General features: G+C 40.4%; 21 protein-coding genes and 2 pseudogenes. 2 read left to right on the top strand and 21 right to left on the bottom strand.

What is annotated here, in order from left to right; translation table 11 throughout:
* A pseudogene (locus E4T71_RS04925) lies at positions 1–252 on the top strand (transposase); the annotation flags it as partial.
* Here the strand turns inward: E4T71_RS04925 and tnpB are convergent.
* The 20 genes from tnpB to E4T71_RS05025 form a co-directional block, all read right to left on the bottom strand.
* On the bottom strand, positions 161–517 hold the full coding sequence (gene tnpB / locus E4T71_RS04930; RefSeq protein WP_306766722.1) for an IS66 family insertion sequence element accessory protein TnpB: 357 nt from the start codon (positions 515–517) through the stop codon (positions 161–163). The pseudogene E4T71_RS04925 and the gene tnpB sit on opposite strands and share 92 nt — an antisense overlap.
* A gap of 191 nt (positions 518–708) precedes the next feature.
* On the bottom strand, positions 709–1,755 hold the full coding sequence (locus tag E4T71_RS04935) for a sugar transferase (RefSeq protein WP_135037651.1): 1,047 nt from the start codon (positions 1,753–1,755) through the stop codon (positions 709–711).
* A 20-nt stretch (positions 1,756–1,775) separates the two neighbouring features.
* A complete protein-coding gene (locus tag E4T71_RS04940) occupies positions 1,776–2,741 on the bottom strand; it encodes a glycosyltransferase (protein WP_135037653.1) in 966 nt (321 codons plus the stop codon).
* A gap of 53 nt (positions 2,742–2,794) precedes the next feature.
* Complete coding sequence (locus E4T71_RS04945) at positions 2,795–3,799, bottom strand: Stealth CR1 domain-containing protein (protein ID WP_135037656.1); 1,005 nt, start codon at positions 3,797–3,799, stop codon at positions 2,795–2,797.
* A 13-nt stretch (positions 3,800–3,812) separates the two neighbouring features.
* Positions 3,813–4,910, bottom strand: a complete 1,098-nt coding sequence (gene glf / locus E4T71_RS04950; RefSeq protein WP_135037659.1) for a UDP-galactopyranose mutase — start codon at positions 4,908–4,910, stop codon at positions 3,813–3,815.
* A gap of 12 nt (positions 4,911–4,922) precedes the next feature.
* Positions 4,923–6,338 carry a flippase gene (locus E4T71_RS04955; RefSeq protein WP_135037662.1) on the bottom strand — a complete coding sequence of 472 codons (1,416 nt, stop codon included), beginning with the start codon at positions 6,336–6,338 and terminating at the stop codon, positions 4,923–4,925.
* Complete coding sequence (locus E4T71_RS04960; protein ID WP_194181248.1) at positions 6,310–7,473, bottom strand: polysaccharide polymerase; 1,164 nt, start codon at positions 7,471–7,473, stop codon at positions 6,310–6,312. The genes E4T71_RS04955 and E4T71_RS04960 overlap by 29 nt, the downstream gene beginning before the upstream one ends.
* A 4-nt stretch (positions 7,474–7,477) precedes the next feature.
* Positions 7,478–8,470: a glycosyltransferase family 2 protein gene (locus tag E4T71_RS04965; RefSeq protein ID WP_135037665.1), complete on the bottom strand. Its 993-nt coding sequence runs from the start codon at positions 8,468–8,470 to the stop codon at positions 7,478–7,480.
* 15 nt (positions 8,471–8,485) lie between these two features.
* Entirely contained in the window at positions 8,486–9,121 is a 636-nt protein-coding gene (locus tag E4T71_RS04970) for a DUF1919 domain-containing protein (protein ID WP_135037668.1), read from the bottom strand.
* Positions 9,118–10,278 (bottom strand): glycosyltransferase family 4 protein, encoded by a 1,161-nt coding sequence (locus E4T71_RS04975; RefSeq protein ID WP_135037671.1) that lies wholly within the window; start codon positions 10,276–10,278, stop codon positions 9,118–9,120. The genes E4T71_RS04970 and E4T71_RS04975 overlap by 4 nt, the downstream gene beginning before the upstream one ends.
* A complete protein-coding gene (gene cps2T, locus E4T71_RS04980; RefSeq protein ID WP_135037674.1) occupies positions 10,278–11,453 on the bottom strand; it encodes a beta 1-4 rhamnosyltransferase Cps2T in 1,176 nt (391 codons plus the stop codon). The genes E4T71_RS04975 and cps2T overlap by 1 nt, the downstream gene beginning before the upstream one ends.
* Positions 11,454–11,462: 9 nt before the next feature.
* A complete protein-coding gene (locus tag E4T71_RS04985) occupies positions 11,463–12,497 on the bottom strand; it encodes a sugar transferase (RefSeq protein ID WP_135037677.1) in 1,035 nt (344 codons plus the stop codon).
* Between the two features lie 143 nt (positions 12,498–12,640).
* The gene (locus tag E4T71_RS04990) at positions 12,641–13,732 is read right to left on the bottom strand and encodes an FAD-binding oxidoreductase (RefSeq protein ID WP_135037686.1); all 1,092 of its coding nucleotides are present in this window, start codon (positions 13,730–13,732) and stop codon (positions 12,641–12,643) included.
* Between the two features lie 45 nt (positions 13,733–13,777).
* On the bottom strand, positions 13,778–14,266 hold the full coding sequence (locus E4T71_RS04995) for a hypothetical protein (RefSeq protein ID WP_135037689.1): 489 nt from the start codon (positions 14,264–14,266) through the stop codon (positions 13,778–13,780).
* 2 nt (positions 14,267–14,268) lie between these two features.
* Positions 14,269–14,667 carry a DUF948 domain-containing protein gene (locus tag E4T71_RS05000; protein ID WP_135037692.1) on the bottom strand — a complete coding sequence of 133 codons (399 nt, stop codon included), beginning with the start codon at positions 14,665–14,667 and terminating at the stop codon, positions 14,269–14,271.
* Positions 14,668–14,682: 15 nt separating this feature from the next.
* Positions 14,683–15,462, bottom strand: a complete 780-nt coding sequence (gene lgt / locus E4T71_RS05005) for a prolipoprotein diacylglyceryl transferase (protein ID WP_135037696.1) — start codon at positions 15,460–15,462, stop codon at positions 14,683–14,685.
* Entirely contained in the window at positions 15,459–16,394 is a 936-nt protein-coding gene (gene hprK, locus E4T71_RS05010) for an HPr(Ser) kinase/phosphatase (RefSeq protein WP_135037699.1), read from the bottom strand. Before hprK ends, lgt begins: the two co-directional genes overlap by 4 nt.
* 152 nt (positions 16,395–16,546) lie before the next feature.
* The gene (locus E4T71_RS05015) at positions 16,547–16,825 is read right to left on the bottom strand and encodes a PspC domain-containing protein (RefSeq protein ID WP_135037703.1); all 279 of its coding nucleotides are present in this window, start codon (positions 16,823–16,825) and stop codon (positions 16,547–16,549) included.
* Between the two features lie 49 nt (positions 16,826–16,874).
* Positions 16,875–17,318, bottom strand: a complete 444-nt coding sequence (locus E4T71_RS05020) for a SprT family protein (RefSeq protein ID WP_135037705.1) — start codon at positions 17,316–17,318, stop codon at positions 16,875–16,877.
* On the bottom strand, positions 17,305–19,434 hold the full coding sequence (locus tag E4T71_RS05025; RefSeq protein WP_135037708.1) for a Tex family protein: 2,130 nt from the start codon (positions 19,432–19,434) through the stop codon (positions 17,305–17,307). The genes E4T71_RS05020 and E4T71_RS05025 overlap by 14 nt, the downstream gene beginning before the upstream one ends.
* Before the next feature lie 126 nt (positions 19,435–19,560).
* On the opposite strand from E4T71_RS05025, the gene zwf reads away from it, so the two are divergent.
* Positions 19,561–20,985: a glucose-6-phosphate dehydrogenase gene (zwf, locus tag E4T71_RS05030; RefSeq protein WP_135037711.1), complete on the top strand. Its 1,425-nt coding sequence runs from the start codon at positions 19,561–19,563 to the stop codon at positions 20,983–20,985.
* A gap of 65 nt (positions 20,986–21,050) precedes the next feature.
* Here the strand turns inward: zwf and E4T71_RS05035 are convergent.
* Positions 21,051–21,301 (bottom strand): annotated as a pseudogene (locus tag E4T71_RS05035) (group II intron reverse transcriptase/maturase); the annotation flags it as partial.

Genomic DNA, 21,301 nt, shown 5'->3' on the forward strand with positions numbered 1-21,301 from the left:
CCTGGACAGCTGGCCTCTCAACCAACCTTGTCACGTTTCTTTTCTCGTGCTACTGAAGAAACGATTGCAGCTTTAAGACAGATTAACTTTGAACTTCTCCAAATCTTTTTACAATTTCATCAAGTGGGGAATCTTATCATTGATATTGATTCGACTCATTTTACAACCTATGGAAAACAAGAAGGCTCGGCTTACAATGCTCATTACCGTGCCACAGGGTATCATCCACTCTATGCTTTTGAAAGTCAGAGTTGAGTTCTCCATTCTCAAACCTTTTGTACAGTAACCAGAAGCCTTGTCCATCCCAATAAAGGGCTTTGAAGCGATCTTTTCTTCCACCACAGAAAAGAAAGACTTGGCCTGAGAAGGGGTCAAATTCAAATTCCTGTTTCACTAAGTAAGCCAAGGAATCAATTCCTTGCCTCATATCTGTTTTACCAGTTATCAAATGAACCCGACCTAAATCGCATAAATTTATCCTAGTGAACGAGCAAGAATCTACCATATCAATCTCCATCCTGATGATTTATAAGATTAGTATAGCTAGATTTCTAGTTCGGTTAAAGATACCTTGTTATTGGGCGCTTACCCTTGTTACAGGCGCTTACTTAATAACAACAAGAAAGTGGTAAAAAACTCATGTCATTCTGATGGATTTTCTACCACTTTCTTTATTTCTAGGAATTTTTTCAATTTTTAGAAATTCTCTTATGTATTATCTAAAATTTCCTCTACCGCTTCCTTCAAATACTGTCCTGTCTGAATTCTAGTGGAAATTTTTCGAACATTCTTGACAATTCTGAAGTAAGCTTCTTCAGTTAAAGTTTCCAAAATAGGCCCTAAATCATGTAGCGAATCAACTGCAATTCCTACACCATTTTCAAGGACAAAATCAGCTTCTGCTGATTCTTTCCAAACAATTACTGGGATACCTGAAGCTAAATAAAGTGATAATTTATGAGGATTGTTATATCTTAAATAATTCCCTGTTAGACCAGAACAAGTAACAATATCATCCCCATCCCACACTAATCCAAAGCCATCTGTTAATTGATTTGGAACGTCATCGGGGGCAAATGAGCCAAGATAGTCAATATTGGGACTTTCTGTATCTGGTTCATAGTTTATTCCCATCAGTTTAAAATTCAAATCAGTTAAATTCTTCAACTGATGAACATAGGGACTCTTATCTTTAGATAGATTACCAGCGATATATATATTTTTAGAATAGTGAATGTCTTTTTCAAAATTTGATGGCAACAGATAATCAAAGATTTTAAGAACAACTAATTTCTCTTCTGGAACTCCATAATCAAGAAACCATTGTTTCATTTTTGAGTTATGAACAATCAGTTTGTCTGCAAACTCAATCATCTCATCAAACTCATTTTGGAAATTTTCTGGGTGACTCTCATGGCGAATTAATTCAACATCATGTACCAGAGAAATCATATAGGTATGTTTTTTTTCTTTAAGATATTTTAAAGCAGATCTTCTACCTAACTGGCGATTATGGAATGGATTTTGTCGAATTAAAATAGCATTGTCTTCAACTCTGTACTTTAAAGTTGTCCAACTTAAGAAACTTAGAACCTGTCTGGATATCTTAGCTATCAAACCAGGCTGGCTTCCCATATGCCGAACCGATAATTCTTCAAACCCTAGTGTGTCTAAAATCGCAACAGCATCATTCTTCGCCTTACTCCCGGCATGATGATCCTTACCGAAATTTTCAGAAACCTGATATTTTTTCAAGGTTGCCTCCCCATGAACTATTAATAATTTGGATCTACTCGTTTACCCATTCGCTGAAAAATACCGTCTATAAAAGCTTTACGAATAATCGGAAAATTTTGGCGCAAATGTCCCGTTATGATTGAATTTCGAATACGTTGTGCCAATATCAAAAGTGGACTCAGATGTCTAACTTTCCAATTTTTTCCATGGCGTTTATCAAAAATAATATTATTTCTCATACCATAATACTCACGCCAAGTAAATGGTTCGGTTACACCAGTTGCAGCTGTCTTTTTGGCTAACTGCCGATGTAATTGTGCTCGCGTAGCAAAAATAATATTTGAATACTCCTGCAATCTCATTGCATAGTCCGTATCGTCGTACAATAGAAAATAACCGCTATCTGGAACACCAACTTTGCGTAGCAAGTTCATTTCAACTACAGGACCTTCAAAGGGGAGATCAACAACAAAGATTGCATCCTCGGTAAAAGGCCCTAAAAGTTTGGTTTTTCGTAAACCAGTCCAAAATTTCCTATAATCCTCTAAATCTAATGCAATACAAGGTTCATCATCAAAATTCTCATCTGTCCGATTTGGAATCCCAATGGATACCTGATTCAGTTGCATCTGTTTCATTGTTTCTGAAAGACAATCCGGCTCTGGATAAACATCATCATCCATAATCCATACATAATCATAGTCTAAGGCTGAAACCAATTCAATCCCTTTTGAAAAACCACCAGCACCACCAGCATTCTCATGGTTTCGATAATAATAAATTTCTACATCATTGTAATTAGAATGGTAAAGTTCATTACTACGATATTCCTGTTCCTTTAAGTACCCCTCCTCAATCAAATCTTTTTCTGTTGTATCTGTCGCATCATTATTAAAAATAAGGACTCCAGAAACCTTCTTATCTTGATGAAGAATTCCACTCAATGCTTTTCGTAAATAAATAGAACGATTGTAAGTTACAACCAAGGCACAAACAGAAGTCATACCAATTCCTTTCTCATAATACTCTGATGTTTAAAACTGTAACATTTCATCCACTATAATTCAAAATCTGATTTTACTGGAAATGCTTGTTCAAAAAGTTCTTGTAAGCGAATTTGATTTTCAGTATTAAATTCCAACGTATCATTAATACAAACCATTTTATAACGAGAGCTCTTCAACAAAGCAGCAAACTCTTCTGTTTGATTCATATCAATTCGCTTTCCTATTGTTAAGCTCTGAGGTTCAAATTGATTACTCTCAATATCCCAATAACGAAATAAATATTGATTGATTCCTGTAGAATAATCTCTCAATGGGGATTCAACCGTTTTTTTAATCGTTTCTAGTTCCAAATCCCATAACTTAGCAATAGTGCTTTTTCTAATTGAATTTGCTACATGTAACTCTACATATCCTGTTGGTTTCCAAGGTAACAATAGCATATTCTTAAGATTTCCCATCAATCCATACTTCAAATTAAAAAATTTTAATGGAGAATTCCTTAAAGCGGTCTTATTAGGGAAATGACGATATAAAACTTCCATATTGTTATAGAGAGTTTTAATAAATGGATGCCATGGAACGATAGCGTCATAGATCGCTACATGTTTCGGTAATCCTCTCACAAAGAAATCTTCTGGCTCTACGGGATTCACCAAATAAACATCATCATTGAAGTAGACGAAATTTTCGGATAAGTCCTCAATCCGATGAAAATTTAATTCAATGGCAGGAGAACTATATGTAGGAAGATATTCATGAGGGATAAACTCTTCATGATTAACCCAACGAATTTTGGGATGAGTAACATCTAACCAATCCGGTTTTTGTCGGTCAGTAACCAAGAAAATTTTATTGACCCATGGAGCATACTTTTCAATAGATCTAAACCAGTATTGAAATAAACCAAAGTCACGATAACGCTCTTCACCATCCTCCTTTGAGGAATCCAACTCAATCCCAAATTTTTCTTGTAGACAAGCCTTTTTTCTCTCTAACCATACCGGATCAGAACCGTCCACCCACGTTACAACAAAATCAATTTTCTCCTGCGTCATTTCTCTCCAATTCTTATCCTAATTCTTCTTCAACTACCTGTAAGGCACGTTCGATCACGACATGCATATCATAATATTTATAATCTGCTAAGCGACCGCAAAAAATAACGTTAGGATTTTTATTGGCTTCTTCCAAATACTTAGCATAAATAGCATTGTTGGTAGCGTCATTAATTGGATAATAAGGCTCATCTCCTCGTTTCCAATCCGCAGGATATTCACGAGTAATCACTGTTTTTTCTTGCTGACCAAATTCAAAATGTTTATGTTCAATGATACGTGTATAAGGAATCTCTCGCTCAGTATAGTTCACGACAGCATTACCTTGATAATTTTCCATATCTAAAACTTCATGTTCGAAATTAAGACTGCGATATTCTAACTCACCATGTTTGTATTCAAAATATTGGTCAATCATACCTGTAAACACAACCTTACGGGCCGATGCTTCCAGCTCACTACGATTTTCAAAAAAGTCTACCTCAAGTTCAACTTCAATGCCCTCTAGCATGTTTTCAACAATAACATTATAACCGCCAATAGGAATTCCCTGATAAGTATCATTAAAATAATTATTGTCAAATGTTAGACGAACAGGAAGGCGTTTGATGATAAAAGGTGGTAAATCCGTCGCAGAACGTCCCCATTGCTTCTCTGTATATCCCTTAATCAACTTTTCATAAACATCTGGACCAATTAATTTAATCGCCTGCTCTTCCAAGTTCTCAGGTTCTTTATCCTTCATAAACTCTGTTTGTTCTGCAATCTTTGCCTGAACTTCTGCAGGAGTCTTTGTTCCCCAAAGAGCATAAAAAGTATTCATGTTAAAAGGCAGATTATACAACTGCCCCTTGTAATTAGCAATTGGCGAATTTGTATAACGATTAAACTCCACAAATTGATTCACATAATCCCAAATCTTCTTGTTAGAAGTATGAAAAATATGAGCTCCATACTTGTGAACATTAATCCCCTCTACATTTTCACAATAGATATTCCCGCCAATGTGATTCCGCTTATCAATAACCTTAACTTTCAATCCCCGCTTAGTTGCCTCATGAGCAAAAATAGCACCTGAAAGCCCTGCTCCTACAATAAGATAATCGTACATCCTAAACTCCTTTTATTTTTTCAAAAATTCTGAACGAATTTCTTTAACATCTACTACTTTCAAAAGATAAAACATTCCGCTATATAGGATAGCTCCACTTATAAGATAAATCACAATATTTACAAAGGCAGAAACATCTATCAACTGCTTCAATCCCAGTAGCCCTAGAAACATAACTAAGCTAGCTAAGAAAATTTTAACAAGCGGCTGATGAATTTTCAAATTTTGTAACTGCTCCCTTGTCGCATACAGTTGAATCATCCAAACCAGGGCTTCTGAAAAGACCGAGGTTATTGCAGTTCCGATAAAACCTAAATACGGAATTAACATCAAGTTTAACAAGACACTAACTACCGCAGGGACAGTCGTTGAAATCATATATTCCTTATTCTTCCCATGGGGAATCAAGATCTGAAGTCCCATAATATTCGTCCAACCAATAAAGAACAGACGCCAGATCATAATCGCAATTGCAAATTGAACTTCTTGAAAATCAGGTCCTAAAAAAATCGAAATAAAATCTTGATTAATGATCAACATCCCAAAAATCATCGGAAAAATAACACTGTTATAAACCAGAAAAGAAAGTTCATACAAGCGTTTAATGGTACTCTCGTCATTAGTAGCAACTAATCCCGAAATTCGGGGCAACATCACCGTTCCTAACGAAGTCACAACTGTGAGAAGAATCTTTAAAATTTTATTGGCTTGATCATACAAACCTACATCTTCTGTCCCCGCTAAAAGTCCTAGCATTGTTTGATCTAAACTAACATACAATGTTATAGCTATTTGTGGAATAAAGAGTAAGATAATAGGTTTGAAATGATGTTGGATTTTTTGCCAGTCCCATTGCCACTTCCCAATATACCTTCTAGCAGGTAACCACATACTCAATTGTCCTAAGGCTTCAAAGGCAATCAAAAAGAACACATATTTCAAGAGATCTTGAGATGTTTTCACAAAAAGGAATATCGACAGCACACCAAAAATCTTCACCAAGGTATTTCGAACCGTTATTCTACGGAAATCCTCTAATCCTTGGAATAACCAGGAAATATCAAGTCCCCGGGAAACTATACTAATCGTAAATAAAAGAGCTACCGGATGCTGCATTTGCGGAAAAACAAGAATAGCTACCGCATAAAATATCACTGAAATAACTGTCGCTAGCAGTTGTAAATGGTAAATCGACCAAAAGGTTGTGCTAGACTGGCCACGCTCTTGTGAGGTCATTCGTGTCCCATAGTTCGCAACACCAAGACCTGCAACTAGTAAAAAATAAGTCACAATCGAATTGTAAAAAGCGTAAGTGCCTAGGTTATCCGAAGAAAAAATCCGTGTTACATACGGTGTTGTAATAATTGGGAGAAGAATCACTAAAATTTGATAGGACAAATTATACAGATAATTCTTGATGAGCTTCATTCTCGCCTCCCTTTAGCATTTCACCCCCAACTCCCATCAAAATAAACATAAAAATATTATAAGATGGTCGAATCCAAAATGCTTCAATCATACAATTGACTGCAATCAAAGATAACAGACAGAGTAATAAATATTGTCGCTTCCTAAGGACATGAATCGATTGTATAAAATAGTACAGAGCCAGAACTATCACACTCACACTTCCAAAGTAAAAAAGCATTTGAATATAGGAAGAGTCAACATATGTATAATTTAAAACTGTCTCCGTCGTCCCTCCATAACCTCTAAATTGAGCTTCTGGTGTCCCAAAACGATTAATGGCATAAGTATTCATAGCTTGCCGTCCCAAGGCTAAACGCATACTAAAAAAGTTATTGAGAGCAATATATTTACTGTCCCCCCAATTGAAATGAGTTGTCCAATAATACATCAACCCAACAGCCGCGGGACCAATTAAGGGCAAAGGCTTAAAAATGTTTTCATTGAAATTTTTCTTAAAGTAAAACAGTAGGAAAACAGCGACTGTCAAAGCTGTTGAATAAGCATTTAATCGTGCATCTGCCACGAAATAAATAACAGCTGTCAAAAAAATTCCTAGTGCTGTTCGAAACCAGATATACTTCTCTCTCCACACATAGGAAAGAGCCGCAAAAAAATAAAAACAATGGGAAGCAAAATCCGTTGGGTAAATAAATCCCAAGGAATTTCGCGTTACGACTCCACGAACTCTATTTTGAACAAACTGTAAATTCGGGATTACATCCAAATAAGATAGGAAAACCGTCACAGCTAGCATCACTCCAGAAATAAGTGCAAAAATTTTTAGAACATAATCAATATCAGCCTTATAGAGTAATACAATCAAGGACATATAAATTAAAAAATTAATATTCCTCATTTTAACAGCTACCGCCAATCCTACTAAAAATAAGATTGGAGCAAATACTAGAAAATTCAAATCATAGTCGCGTAAAAATATAAAACGCAATGCTAAAAGCCATGTCCCTAGTAAAACAACAATCGAAGGGATTGTCGGTAATTCCCTAGCCAGCATGGTTGTCCCCAAAAAATCCCACGTAATAACCAGAAAGAGTACAAGTCCTATGAGAAATTTATCAAAATCTATTTTAAGCATGTCCTTATCCTTTTTCTTTCAAGAATCTCTGTAGCTGAAATGCCGGTTTCAGCAATGATAGTCGATGAAGAAGATATTTCGTTTTATTCGGTTGATTTCCCATTTCTTTCAACGATACAGCAATAGCAGCAATCTCTGTTGTAATCTCCGCAACAATTTGTGCATACTCCACTTCCAAACCTGCTTTATAGATACTTGAAAGAATATGAACCAAACCGTTCGTATAATAAGCATTCGCCAATTTTTGATCTGATATCTGTAAAACCTGTTGGACTGGCTCTGAGTGATGAATCGCTTGATAAAACCCAAGCATATCTCGCAGTTTTTTTTCTGTCCAAGAAGCCGTAATGGCATGAGGATTATCCACAAAATAATGGTAAAACACTTGCTTAGAGAGAACAACCTGATTGGAAGCTAGTAAAAGGAGATACAGAACCCCCAAATCTTCGTAATAACAACCAACAGGAAATTCAAGATTATTTTCTCTAAACAAACTTGTTCTATAAATCTTATCCGTTGCAAAACCAGTAACCAAGCCTTGATTTAGCATCTCTAAATAAGCTTCGTAGCCTGAGACTACTTGCATCTCTGGCTGTTCTACTTGCTTTAACGTCTCTTTCTCAGACTGCACAAATTGTCTTCCAAAACAAAGTAAATCGTACTGTCCTTGTTCGAGAACTGGCATAACAGACTGTAAACAATCAGGAGCCAGCCAATCATCTGAATCAATAAAAGCAATATATTTCCCCTGTGCCTGTCTTATTCCCGTGTTTCGTGCATCGGATAATCCTCCGTTTGACTTATGGATTACCCGAATATGAGCATAACGTTGGGCATAATCATCACAAATTTGTGGGGAACTGTCTAAACTACCATCATTAATTAAAAGCAACTCATAGTCCTGATACTCTTGGACTAAAATACTATCAACACATCGTCTTAAATAATCTTCCACCTGATATACAGGTACTACAATTGTTAAAAAAGGCACTGCCATTCGCTATCTATCCTTTTATCGTATTTGATCTCCCCCACAGTTCAACCACTCTACCACATCAAAATACGAATGGTATATTTTCAAATCTTCTCCCACAAATCCTTGTTCTGAACGATTTTCAAAAAACACAAGATCTTTTAAATCTGGATATTTTGTTGAAGAGAAAATCACTTTAGCTTGATAAGGCAAGTCCTGAAAATCTTTGAGTAGTTGATATGTAGCTCGATCATTGTCATTCATTTTGAAGTAAAGGTTATCCCAATTCATACGAGCTAAGCGACGATTCCATTTACTTCGTGCTTCTTCTTCATCCTTATAGTGTAAAAAGTGGATTTCAAGGTCGTCCAAAAGAGCCACTGGATAATAGATTTCCTCTTGAGGACGATAAGCTGATTCCTGAACAAAAATTAGTGAAATCTCCCCACTTAAATAATATCTTAAATTCGAAAGAAGTTTGACATAATCCGGAGAATAGATAAATAGGCCAATAAATGGTGATTGGTAAGGAAGACCTAATCCCTGATAAATCCTTCCCCCCCAACAATTATCACTGATAATTGTAAACTCCTTGTTTTTTATGGTTTTTCGTTCATTCCTATACCTCCATGCAAAAACATAAGGTTTTACTTTTTTCTTGATGCTTTCAATCATCGTTCATTTCCAATCTCTCGATACAATGTAGAAAAATTCCCAATATAGGATTGAAGGGAGAACTGTTCTAGCTGTCGCTTCAATGATGTCTCCCCAAAGGCAGCCAATTTATCAGGATTTTCCAATAACTCTTTCATCAACTCTGACAGCATGGCTGGATTTCTTGGTTGAGCAAGGAGACCATTTTGACCCTCTGCAACCATTTCACAGACACCTCCATGGCGATAGCCCACAACAGGTTTCCCAGATGCCATAGCCTCCAAAACAACAGTTGGCAGTGGATCTGGATTGGTACTTGGCAGGACAAACAAGTCAAAGAGATTATAGAGTTCTTGAGGCTTGTCATAATAGTCAATACGCTTAATCTGATCTGCATAACCGGAATCAGCAATAGCGGCATCCAGTTCCTCCACGCGCCATTCTTCACCTTCAAAAGCAGAGCCTGCAAGAAAGGCCAATCGCTTCTTATCTTCTTGTAAAAGTGGAAGAACAGCTTCCAGGAAATCACCTTGGCCTTTCCAGGCATTAACACGACCAATCATCCCGATAACCGTTTGCTCTTGAGCGATTCCAAAATGCTCTCGAATCTTTCCACCATCCATTGGTTTATAAATCTCGTTATCAACCCCATTATAGATGACCTGAACCTGCTCAGATTTAATCGATTTCGATTTTAGTACATGGTCCGCCACTGCTTGTGACACCGTAACAATTTGATTCGCGTAACGTCCCATCAGGAAGTTGATAAAGTCTGAAATTTGTTTCGGTTTCACAATAATTTCATGCACATGCCAAATCAGAGGAATTCCCAATTTCTTTTTCAGATAAATCCCTTCCAAGACAGCTGTTGTATTATTATGAATGACATCAATCTTATGATTTCGAGCGTAATCCACTAATTTTTTGGAAAAACGACGATAGGAAGTTGTGTAATCGAGAATCCCTTTTGGATTAAAGTACTTCCGTCTTAAAATAGGGTAGGGAATAACATCCACATGAGCCCCAACTTGCCTTAGAGCCTCTACTAGTACCCCATCATTGGGCAAAATAACATGGGCTTCAAATTCGGTTTTATCAAGGCGTTTAATCAATTCGAGGAGCACCTTGTCGGCCCCATACATTTCTGCTCCAGCGTGGAGGTACAAAATACGTTTCATTAGCTTTCCTTAAACAAGTTCTGATAATCTGTAACAATCTTCTCCCAAGTAAAGGCTTGGGCAATACGCTGACTAGAAGCTCGATCGGCTTCCAAAATATCTTGATCTGTAAGAATTTCTGTCTGATCAATTGCTTGATCCAGAGCTTCTTTTTGCCAATAAATTGCAGCCTCTTGAGCAACTTCGCGGTTAAAGCCAACATCCAATAGGAGATTAAGCTGAGTTGAAGCTAGAGCTTCTAGCAAGGACGGATTAGTCCCTCCCACTTCGTGACCGTGGAGATAGGCATAAGCGTGTTCGCGGATATACTTCAATAAATCTTGGTCATAGACTGTACCCACAAATTTAATCCGAGGATCTTGATCGAATTGGGTTTCTGCTAGAAGTTTATCGTAAAATTTATTGGTTTCAACATTTGTAATCAAGATAAAATCTCGATTGGTCTTGGATTTCATAAATCCACGAATCATAGCTTCATAGTTGTTTTCTGGCACAAAACGACCAACCACAAGATAGTATTGTCCCTCTGTAACACCTTTTTCCGCAAACCATTCCCGCACCTTGGCAGCATCAGGAGCAAGTTTAGACTTACTGGTCTCTGTCCCATATGCGATGTAGGTGGTCTTGGGGTGGTATTGGGAATAATCCTTCTGAATATAGGACTCAATATTCTGACTATCACAGACTAGAAGGTCGGCATGTTTTACCATGAGACTTTCAGATATCTTCCAATAACGGCGTACAGGATAAGACCACTTTGCACGTAACCACTCATGTCCATCTGGATTGACAAACAACAAGCCACCTAATTGATGAATTTCTTTTTTAAGTCCTGCGATAAAAGGACCTATCCGACAGGCTAATACATAGAAAATTGGGGCCTGATCTTGATTGTCCTTGGCCATCTGAATAGCTTTTTTTAGAGCTTGAATATCATAAGCAATGGCTCTAGCTGGGCCAATCTTTGGAACATCAATATTAAAACAGATCGCTCCATTATGCTCAAATGTATCTTGCGCAACCCCTGATTTAGCAGAATTTTCTCGCATACAGGCAACATAATATTGGATAGCAGAATCCGTTTGAAATTCTGTTAATTTTTCAACAAAGGTTTCAAAGCCACCATATTTAGCAGGAATCCCTTTGGAACCGATAATATAGACACTTCTTTTCATGTTAGCTTCCTACTTCGCTCCATCCCCAAAGACAACAACCTTAAAGGTTTTGAGCAGAATCTTAATATCTTCCAGAATGGTCCAGTCTTGGATATACTCGACATCCAAAGCGACCACGTCTTCAAAATTCGTAATCTCACTACGTCCACTGACTTGCCAAAGACCTGTAATTCCTGGCTTAAAGCTCAAACGACGCTTATGAGCAGGCTTATAATCTAAGAACTCCTGCTTGGTCGGTGGGCGTGTGCCGACCAAACTCATATCCCCTCGTAAAACATTATAAAACTGTGGCAACTCATCCAAACTGGTCTTGCGGATAAATTGTCCAATGGGGGTGATACGGGGATCGTTATCCATTTTAAACATGCCCCCCTCCATCGTGTTGTGGGCCATGAGTTCTTTTTTTCTTTCTTCTGCATCCATATACATGGATCGATATTTATAAAATTTAAAGATCCGGCCATTGCGACCAACGCGGTCCTGAGCAAAAATACCGGGGCCACCATCTCGGCGAATAAGGGGATAGAGAACTAAGCCGACTAGTCCACAGATAAAAAGCCCCACTAGAGCTCCTACTATATCAATCAGTCGCTTAAGGATCAAATGACTCATCTTGTGGAAAGTCGGGGCATAGGTCGTAACCGGAATCCCAGCCACACTTACTTCCCGCTTCAGTCCATCTAGGTAAGTATAGCCTGGAATCGCAACGTGGACTGTCATTCCCATCGTTTCAAATGCCTGAATCCAACTTGTAACCTCAGGAACTTCTTCTGGGAGATAAATCAATACCTCATCAACAGTAGCCCTCAAAGCAAATTCTAACAAATTGGTCGCACTTAGCTGCCCCTCTTCCAAGTTTTCCTGAGGCTGATCAAGTAAATAACAACCATTTAGGGTGTAGTTAACCTTCTCCAAAGCCTGCCTTAGCATCTCAAAGCGATCTGAATAAGTCATTAACAAAATAGATTTTGGTCCGATTGTCTCCGAAGTGGCAAGAACAGCTGACAACCAGTCAGGATCCTGATCTAACTTGTCTGCACTCATAGTGACTCCTATCTGAAATTTCTTTTTCTCGTAACGTATCTATAACTAACTTATTGTACCATAAATTCAGCCATAATTCTTACCCTCTGCCCTAAAATATAAAAAAGGCTCAATAATTGAACCTTCTTATTTATGCCCTTCCATCACCGAGTCACATACTGACTAACAGGGTAATCTGCTGGATCTAAGTCGCCTGTTTTCCCTAATATACCTAAAGCAAGCTCTCGTCCCAACAAAGGACCAATGGTCAGACCTGTCGAACCAAGACCACTAACCGTCCAAACATGAGCTTGATCTGGTAGCGGACCAAAGAAAGGAGAATAGTCACTGGTATAAGCGCGAATACCTACCCGAACTCCCGTGGCTTGATAACGGTCGATAGCGGGGTAGTAGGGACGCATTTGCTCCACTAGCTCTTGGAGAATTTGGGGTTCTTCCTTCAAATCAAAGCCTTTGTCATTCTCATGGCTAGCACCCAAACTCAATTTTCCATTCTTGAAGGGAATCAGATCTGCTTCTCCCTCAGGCATAACTACAGGATAATCATCGGTTTCAAGCTCCAATTGATAATCTAGGATCTGTCCCTTCTGTGGACGGACATCGATCTGGTACCCCAGCGGCTCCAGTATTTGCCCTAACCAAGCTCCTGTAGTCAAAAGAATCTTGTCATAGAGCTGTCCATCAATCAGGATTTGATCCTGACTCCAGCTCAACTTCACCTCTTTACGAATAGGTTCTAGCCCTGCAGCCTGTAATAGATCTTCCACAAGAACACCGCCATCCACACGCGCTCCACCACTAGCCCAAAAAGCTCGATCAAAACCAGTGAGGCCAGGAAAACGCTGTTGAACCTGTTCTTGCGTCCAGAACTCTAACTCTCCCATCAGAGGTGAATCAGGTTTTTTAGCCAGTGCTCGTTCCATAACTTCATCCAGATATTCTTCTTTTTTCTTCAAAACCAAAACACCGGTCTGCTCATAGGCTTGACTGGGCCTATGAGCTTGAGCTAAATCCTCCATCAAGCGTGGATAAAAATCGGCACCTAAACGAGCAAGACGGTACCAAGCCTTATTCCGGCGGCGAGAAAACCAAGGGCTGATGATGCCAGCCGCAGCTTTACTTGCTTGACCAACTCCATAGTCGTATACAGTGACCTCAACCCCTTCTTCTTGACTAAGATAAAACGCTGCAGTAGCACCGACAATACCGGCACCAATAATGGCTACACGTGTCATACTCTCTCCTCTCAAAAAGGTTTGGCCTTGCGGCCAAACCTAGTTTTACTCTTCTTCTTTTTTCTTATCAGCAAATCCCGCTGGAACTGCAGAGACTTTAGGAAGGGTCTTCAGTTCTGCTTGAGTTTCTTCTCCAGCTTCAACCACTTCTTCATCCATCTCAATGATAATTTCTTCTTCTGGTGTAACAGCTTTTTTCACCTTAGCGACAACTTCTTCCTTGCTTCCAAATTTTTCGGTCAAGGTTTCCACTTGTTTTTCAGAAAAAGCTTTGACATCATCAACAACAGATTGAACGGTAATATCTCCGGACTGTACGCCATCTTTAAACTCAGCATAGCGTTGAGCCACGGTTTGACCAAACTCATTGGCTACCTCGCCCACTTTTTCCTTGGTAGCTGCCGGATCTTCTTGATAACCGGCATACCATTCTTTTGCTTGTTGAGCGACTTCTTGTCCTTTTTTACTTTGAACAAAAAGAGCTGCCGCAGCACCTGTAGCTGCTCCTAATAAAAGTGATGATAATTTCCCCATAATTACTTACCTGCTTTCTTTTTTGAACCCAAGCCCGAAAGAGCTGTTCGTAGCAATGTCCGACTCATAGCAGAACCGACCCCACCACCTGTAGCAACAGCTTTGTCACCAAGGTTACGGGCCGAGCTATTCAAATCTGAGACCGTCTCAGAAAGATCTGCTACAGCGACAAAAAGTGGATTGATGGTTTCCATCTTACCAGAAACATCATCGGTTAGCACATTGACCTTGGCCATCAATTCATTAACCTGGTAAAGGCTAACATTGACATCCGTTGTCAAAAGCTTAATCGTTCGATTGGTCTCGTCCACTGTTTTTCCTAATTTATGAATAAAGATTGTTAAATAAACAAAGAATACCGCTAGGGCCAAGCCCACAAGGGTAAATGCAATTTCTACCATTAATCTCTCCTTCTTCTAAGATGCTTGATACCAAGCAAGTTGCTGATGTCTACGTCGGTAAATCCAAAGTCCGATGCCAAGGGCGACGATTGCTAGAGAAACGACTTGCGAAACTCGTAAGGGACCCAAGTACAAGCTATCGGTCCGCAATCCTTCAATAAAGAAACGCCCCAACCCATACCATATGAGATAAAACAAGGCAATCTCACCCTCTTTAAAAAGCTGAGGTTTATGGCGTAAGGTCATCAGTAGGATAAATCCCAAGGCTGTCCAACTAGATTCCATCAAAAAGGTTGGCTGACGGTAAGCACCGTCGATCAACATCTGATTAGCAATCCAACTTGGTAGATAATCAAGGTTATCAACCACAGCCCCGTAGGCTTCTTGATTGGCAAAATTTCCCCAACGCCCTAATGACTGAGCAAGAAGAACCCCAGGTGCAACAATATCCAAAAAAGTCCAAGCCGATAAGAGATGACGGCTAGAATACCAAATAAGGAATATACCGCCAGCAATCAGCCCCCCGTAGATAGCAATCCCACCATTCCAAATGGCTAGAATTTCTTCTGGGTGCTCCTGATAATAAGACCATTGAAAGAGGACGTAGTAAATGCGCGCGCCAATAATCCCAATCGGAAATCCCCACAGAACAAAATCTAAAATTAAGTCCGGATCCCAGCCCTTGCGTTTGGCTTCTCTCATAGAAAGAAGAACTGCTAGAACCAAACCACTGACAATGAACAAGGCATACCAGCGAATACTAAAGGGACCAATTTCTAGTGCAGTTGGATTCATTGGCCACGCTCCTCATTTTCCGCAATGAGACGGGTTAGTCGATCTTCAAAGGTCTTTGTAGCATCAAAGCCCATTTCTTTGGCCCGGTAATTCATTGCTGCTGCTTCAATCACCACTGAGATATTACGACCTGTCTTCACAGGAATTCGAATTCGAGGAATCCGAACTCCATCTATTTCAAATTCTTCAGGGTTATTTCCCAAACGGTCAAATTGTTTGTTGGTATCATAATTTTCCAAATAGACCGATAGCTGCACCTGAGAAGAATCTTTCACCGCACTAGCACCGTAAAGACTCATAATATCAATGATCCCGACTCCACGAATTTCTAAAAGATGGCGTAAAATCTCCGCAGGTTCTCCCCATAAGGTCATCTCATCTCGTGGATAGATGTCCACACGGTCATCCGCCACTAAACGATGCCCCCGCTTCACCAATTCTAAAGCAGTCTCACTCTTTCCAATTCCAGAATCACCTTGGATAAGAACCCCCATCCCATAAATATCCATAAGAACTCCATGGACACTAGTGCGCTCTGCTAAACGGGAATCTAAATAGTTGGACAGCTCTCCTGATAAGCGACTTGTTGGGGTAGATGAACGAAAGACTGGTACTTGATTCTCCTCTGCTACCAACAATAGTTCATCGGGAATGTGTAATCCTCTAGCCACAACCACTGCTGGGGTTTCATCCCGCAACATATTTTTTAAAACCTGGTAACGATTGTGAGTCGTCATATGGCCTAAATAAGACCATTCTTTCATCCCAATCAATTGAATCCGCTCTGGAGAGTAATAATCAAAATACCCTGTCATCTCAAGACCTGGTCTTGAGATATCCCCCGTTAGAACCAACTTGTCTAATAATTCTTCAGGGCCATAGATACGCTCCAAGCGGACCTTCTCCATCACGTCTCTTACTTTGACAGCCATGGCAACCTCCTAAATGTCTCTGCCCTTATTATAGCACCTAAAGAAGCTTGTGACAATTTTCTTTCCCCTAAAAAGAGCAGGCTGGGCAATGCCCAGCCGCTTACGAATCTTAAAACAGGACTATCAGTCCAGTAAATCTTTCACAGACTCATTTACCAAGTCCAATCATCCTCTTCAACTGCCTGAGCATTTTTACGACGTCGACCATCGCTATAAGTCACCTCATCATGCTCGATTAAATCTTCTTTATAAGACAAAATCACAGAAAGTAAAATATAGAGAAAAAGTGCCACTCCCCCTGGGGTTGCAAATAAGAAAATAGCAAAGAGTACCCGCGCTAAAGTTGGGTCCATCTGATACTTGTCAGCCAATCCGGCCAAAACACCACTAACAATCTTCCCTTTCCGCATTTTATAATAGTTGGTCATAATAATCCCTCACTTTCTACTCCTAATATAGCAAGTCATCCATTCTACAACATCAGCCTTGAGGCTGATTTGCTTGATCCTGCAATCGTCCCCCACAAGAACCACAGCGATAGCGATCCAGATGAATACGGCGCTGGCGCTGGAAAGATAACCCACAACTACGACAACTATAGATATGCAACCGTCGATTCTTGGGTGGCGGTGCATATTGCAAGCCGTCCACCTCCTTTAAAAGACGCTTGAAGTCCGCATCTCCATGTTTGTAACCTTTATTTTCAAAATAAAGATGGTAGTGGGTCAATTCATGACGAACAACTTGACGAAAAATGGCTTCCCCATATTCCTCCAATATTCTAGGGGAAAAGTCCAGGTGACCATCGTGGGGAAAAAAGCGGCCGCCCGAAGTGCGAAGCCGTCGATTCCAGACAACCCGATGCCGAAAGGGTTTGCCAAAATCCTCTAGTGAAACTTTCTGAACATAATTAGTTAGATCCATGATCCTCTACCATGGTCAAGCTAATCCGATTCTGAGGCACCTGAACATCCAAGACCCAGACTGTGACTAAATCCCCAACAGACACTACTTGACTCGGATGCTTCACAAACTTTTTACTCAACTGCGTAATATGAACTAAACCATCCTCATGAACTCCGATATCTACAAAGGCACCAAAGTCTACAACATTCCGCACAACACCTTCTAGCTTTTGACCTGGTTTTAAATCCTTGATATCCAACACATCTGATCGCAATTGTGGGCCCGCAAAAGAATCCCGTAAATCACGACCGGGCTTCAGCAAATCTTGAATGATATCTTCCAAAGTGAGAGGACCGATCCCCAGTTCTTCTGCCATATCCGAAATATTGAGACCCATGAGCTTCCTTTTAGCTTCATCTCCTAAATCCGCAATCGCCAATTTCTCAAAAAGTTTGGTCACCACAGCATAATTCTCTGGGTGAACTCCTGTCCGGTCGAGTACATTGACCGCATCAGGGATTCTCAGAAAGCCTGCTGCCTGCTCAAATGCCTTGGCACCGAGACGGGGAACTTTTTTCAAATCCTTACGACTAGTAAAAGCCCCCTCCTCTTGGCGATAACGAACAATATTTTCTGTTAAGGTTTTATTCAAACCAGACACATGGCTCAATAAAGCTGGACTAGCAGTATTCACATTAACCCCCACTTGGTTTACCACTGTTTCAACTACAAAGTCTAACTGTTCTCGTAATTTTTTCTGACTCACATCATGCTGGTATTGACCTACTCCAATAGACTGGGGATTAATCTTAACCAGCTCTGCCAGTGGATCTTGCAGGCGGCGAGCAATAGAAATAGCTGAACGTTTTTCGACCGGTAAATCTGGAAACTCTTGCCGAGCCAAGTCACTAGCTGAATATACCGATGCACCACTTTCATTTACAATGACATAAGATACTTCTGGAAATTCTTGTAACACCTCTGCTACAAAGGCTTCACTTTCACGACTGGCTGTCCCATTTCCGATGGCAATAATTTCAATCTTCCAGTCAATAATCAGCCGGCTCAGACGCTCTTTAGCAGCCTCAATTTCAGAAGCCTTAGCAGGTTTAACGGGATAGATGACCTCTGTAGCCTGAAGGTCTCCAAGCTGATCTACAACAGCTAGCTTAGCCCCAGTTCGGAAGGCAGGGTCAAAACCGAGGACCATCTTACCTTTCAGTGGAGCCGTCAATAGTAGGTGACGGAGATTCTCTGAGAAGAGCTCGATCGCTCCTTCTTCCGCCACTTCTAACATTTCCGATTTAACCCGACGTTCCATTGCAGGAAGCAAGCGTTTTTTCAAACTCTCGTCCACCACTTGAGCCAGAAGCTCCGTTTTCTTAACAAAGCGAGCTAAGAAAAAGCGTTGCATCTTGTCCAGTTGGTGATCGAATTTAAGGCGAAGGACTCCTAGTTTTTCACCACGATTAAGTGCTAACAGTCGGTGAGGCGGTAGGCTAGAAAGACTTTCGGAAAAGTCATAGTAATTTTCAAAGACCTGTTTGGGATCCTTGTCCGCCTCTTTTAACTGACTAATGAGGGTTGAATTATCACGGACTTCTCGGTAGAGCCAGGCACGGAGACCGTGATTTTCAGAAAGAGCTTCGATGGCAATTTCCTTGGCTCCTTCAATAGCTGCCGCCGCTGTCGGATAAGCCTCAGAGGTCAATGGTTCTGCAGCGGCTTCCAGTTTATCAGCACCTTGAAAAATCAGACGAGCAAGTGGTGACAAACCTGCCTCACGAGCAAGGCTAGCCTTGGTTTGTTTTTTCTCCTTATACGGGAGATAGAGTTCCTCCAACTCCGTCAGTTTCTCTGCAGCCTCAATAGCGGATTTCAATTCTGGGCTAAGTTTTCCTTGTTCTTCAATTTTCCCGAGGATACTCGCTCTTCGTTCATCCAAGGCTGTCAAACTAGCCATTCGATCGGCAATCGTCTTGATTTCAACTTCATCTAACCCTTTGGTTTTATCCTTCCGATAACGAGCAATAAAGGGAATCGTTGCTCCTTCAGCAAGAAGGTCCAAAACAGTCTGAACCTGTGTTTGAGTAATTGTTAATTCTTCTGCAATTCTTATGATATTTTTATTCATAGCTTTAAGTATAGCATAGGCCAGACAGTTTGGATAGAACCTGCCTCGTTCCGTTTCAAAAAGTTCTAAACCTCTTCAAGTTCAGCAATATGGTATAATTTTTTAAAACACAGAAAGAGGTTATTTATGCCTGCCAAAGCCATCATTACTATTTTTGGTGCCAGTGGAGATCTGGCCAAACGTAAACTGTATCCAGCCCTATTTCGTCTTTTTAAAGCCGGTAAACTTGCAGATAATTTTGCCGTGATTGGAGCATCTCGTCGTCCTTGGCCTAAAGAACAATATGAAGCTGTTGTTCTGGAATCTATTCAAGATTTGGTGACCGACTCCGAACAAGCACAAGAATTTGCTTCTCGTTTTTACTACCAAAGTCACGATGTCACCAATGTTGCGGACTACCAAAACATCCGTGCCCTCCAAAACCAACTTAATGACCGTTACCGGGCAGACAATAACAAACTCTTTTTCCTGTCTATGTCTCCTCGGTTCTTTGGAACCATCGCCAAACACCTCAAGTCTGAGAACATCATTGATGGACTTGGTTTTGAGCACTTAATTATTGAGAAACCTTTTGGGACCGACCTAGAATCTGCTTGCCTCCTCAATGAAGAACTCATGGATTCCTTCCGTGAAGATCAGATTTTCCGCATCGACCATTATTTAGGCAAGGAAATGGTGGAAAACATTTATGCCTTGCGGTTCGCTAATCCTATTATCGACCGAATCTGGGACCGCCACTCCATTCACAATATCCAGATTACTCTAGCAGAACAGCTCGGTGTCGAAGAACGTGGAGATTATTACGACCAATCCGGTGCCCTTCGGGATATGGTGCAAAACCATGCCCTACAGATTCTATCCCTTTTGACCATGGATAAACCCCATTCCTTTGGCAAGCATGATATCCGAGCAGAAAAAGTCAAGGTATTCCAATCCTTGCAAAAACCTACTCCAAAAGAGCTAGCTAGCCATTTTGTACGAGGACAATACACTGCGAATCAGGATCTTGTTAGTTACCGGGATGAGCCACAAATTAATCCTGAATCCATGACTGAAACCTACTTTGCCGGTGTTTTCTTTATTGACAGCGACCGCTTCCGCAACGTCCCTATGTTTATCCGCACTGGTAAACGCTTAGCCGAAAAAACAACACGAGTGGATGTTGTCTTCAAACAGGAAGAGACCATTTTCGACGAAAGATTAGAGCCAAACGTTTTAACTCTCTACATCCAACCAGAAGAGGGAATCTCCTTTAGCTTCAACCAAAAAGAACCAGGCTATGATTTCAAAATTCAACCGCAAGCCATTAGTTCTTTTGACCGCTTAGAAGGTCCTGAAGGCTATGAGAAACTCATCTTTGAAGCCCTTCAAAGTAACTCAGCCAACTTTAGCCACTGGCATGAGGTGAAAGCTAGCTGGAAATTGATTGACCGAATTGAAGAAAGCTGGCGTAAGGACCAAAGTCCACTCCACTTCTATCCAGCCGGTTCCCATGGCCCCGAAGCTGCCGATCAACTCCTAGCCCAATTTGATACCAAATGGATTTGGTAAATCGAGTAGGGACTAATGGATAGTCCCTCTCACACCACCGTGCGTGCCGTTCGGCACACGGCGGTTCAATTAACTTTTAACGCATGTCGTTTTAAGTAGTAATCAAGACAGCTGACCATTCCTCGTTTGTCGAGGAATGGTTTTGATATTGCTCTCTTTAATACTGACTTTTGTGCTACTAGTTGGTAGTGGTCACCCCAACCTGACACCTTATCTGCTATCCACCTAGGAACTCCGAGTTTCAGTAAGCCCCAAAGGCGACGTGACTTCTTTTTCCATTGTTTCCAGATGATTACTCGCATTCTCGTTCGAAGTC

Origin of the sequence: Streptococcus sp. WM07 (assembly GCF_004570525.1) — a bacterium.
Taxonomy (GTDB): domain Bacteria; phylum Bacillota; class Bacilli; order Lactobacillales; family Streptococcaceae; genus Streptococcus.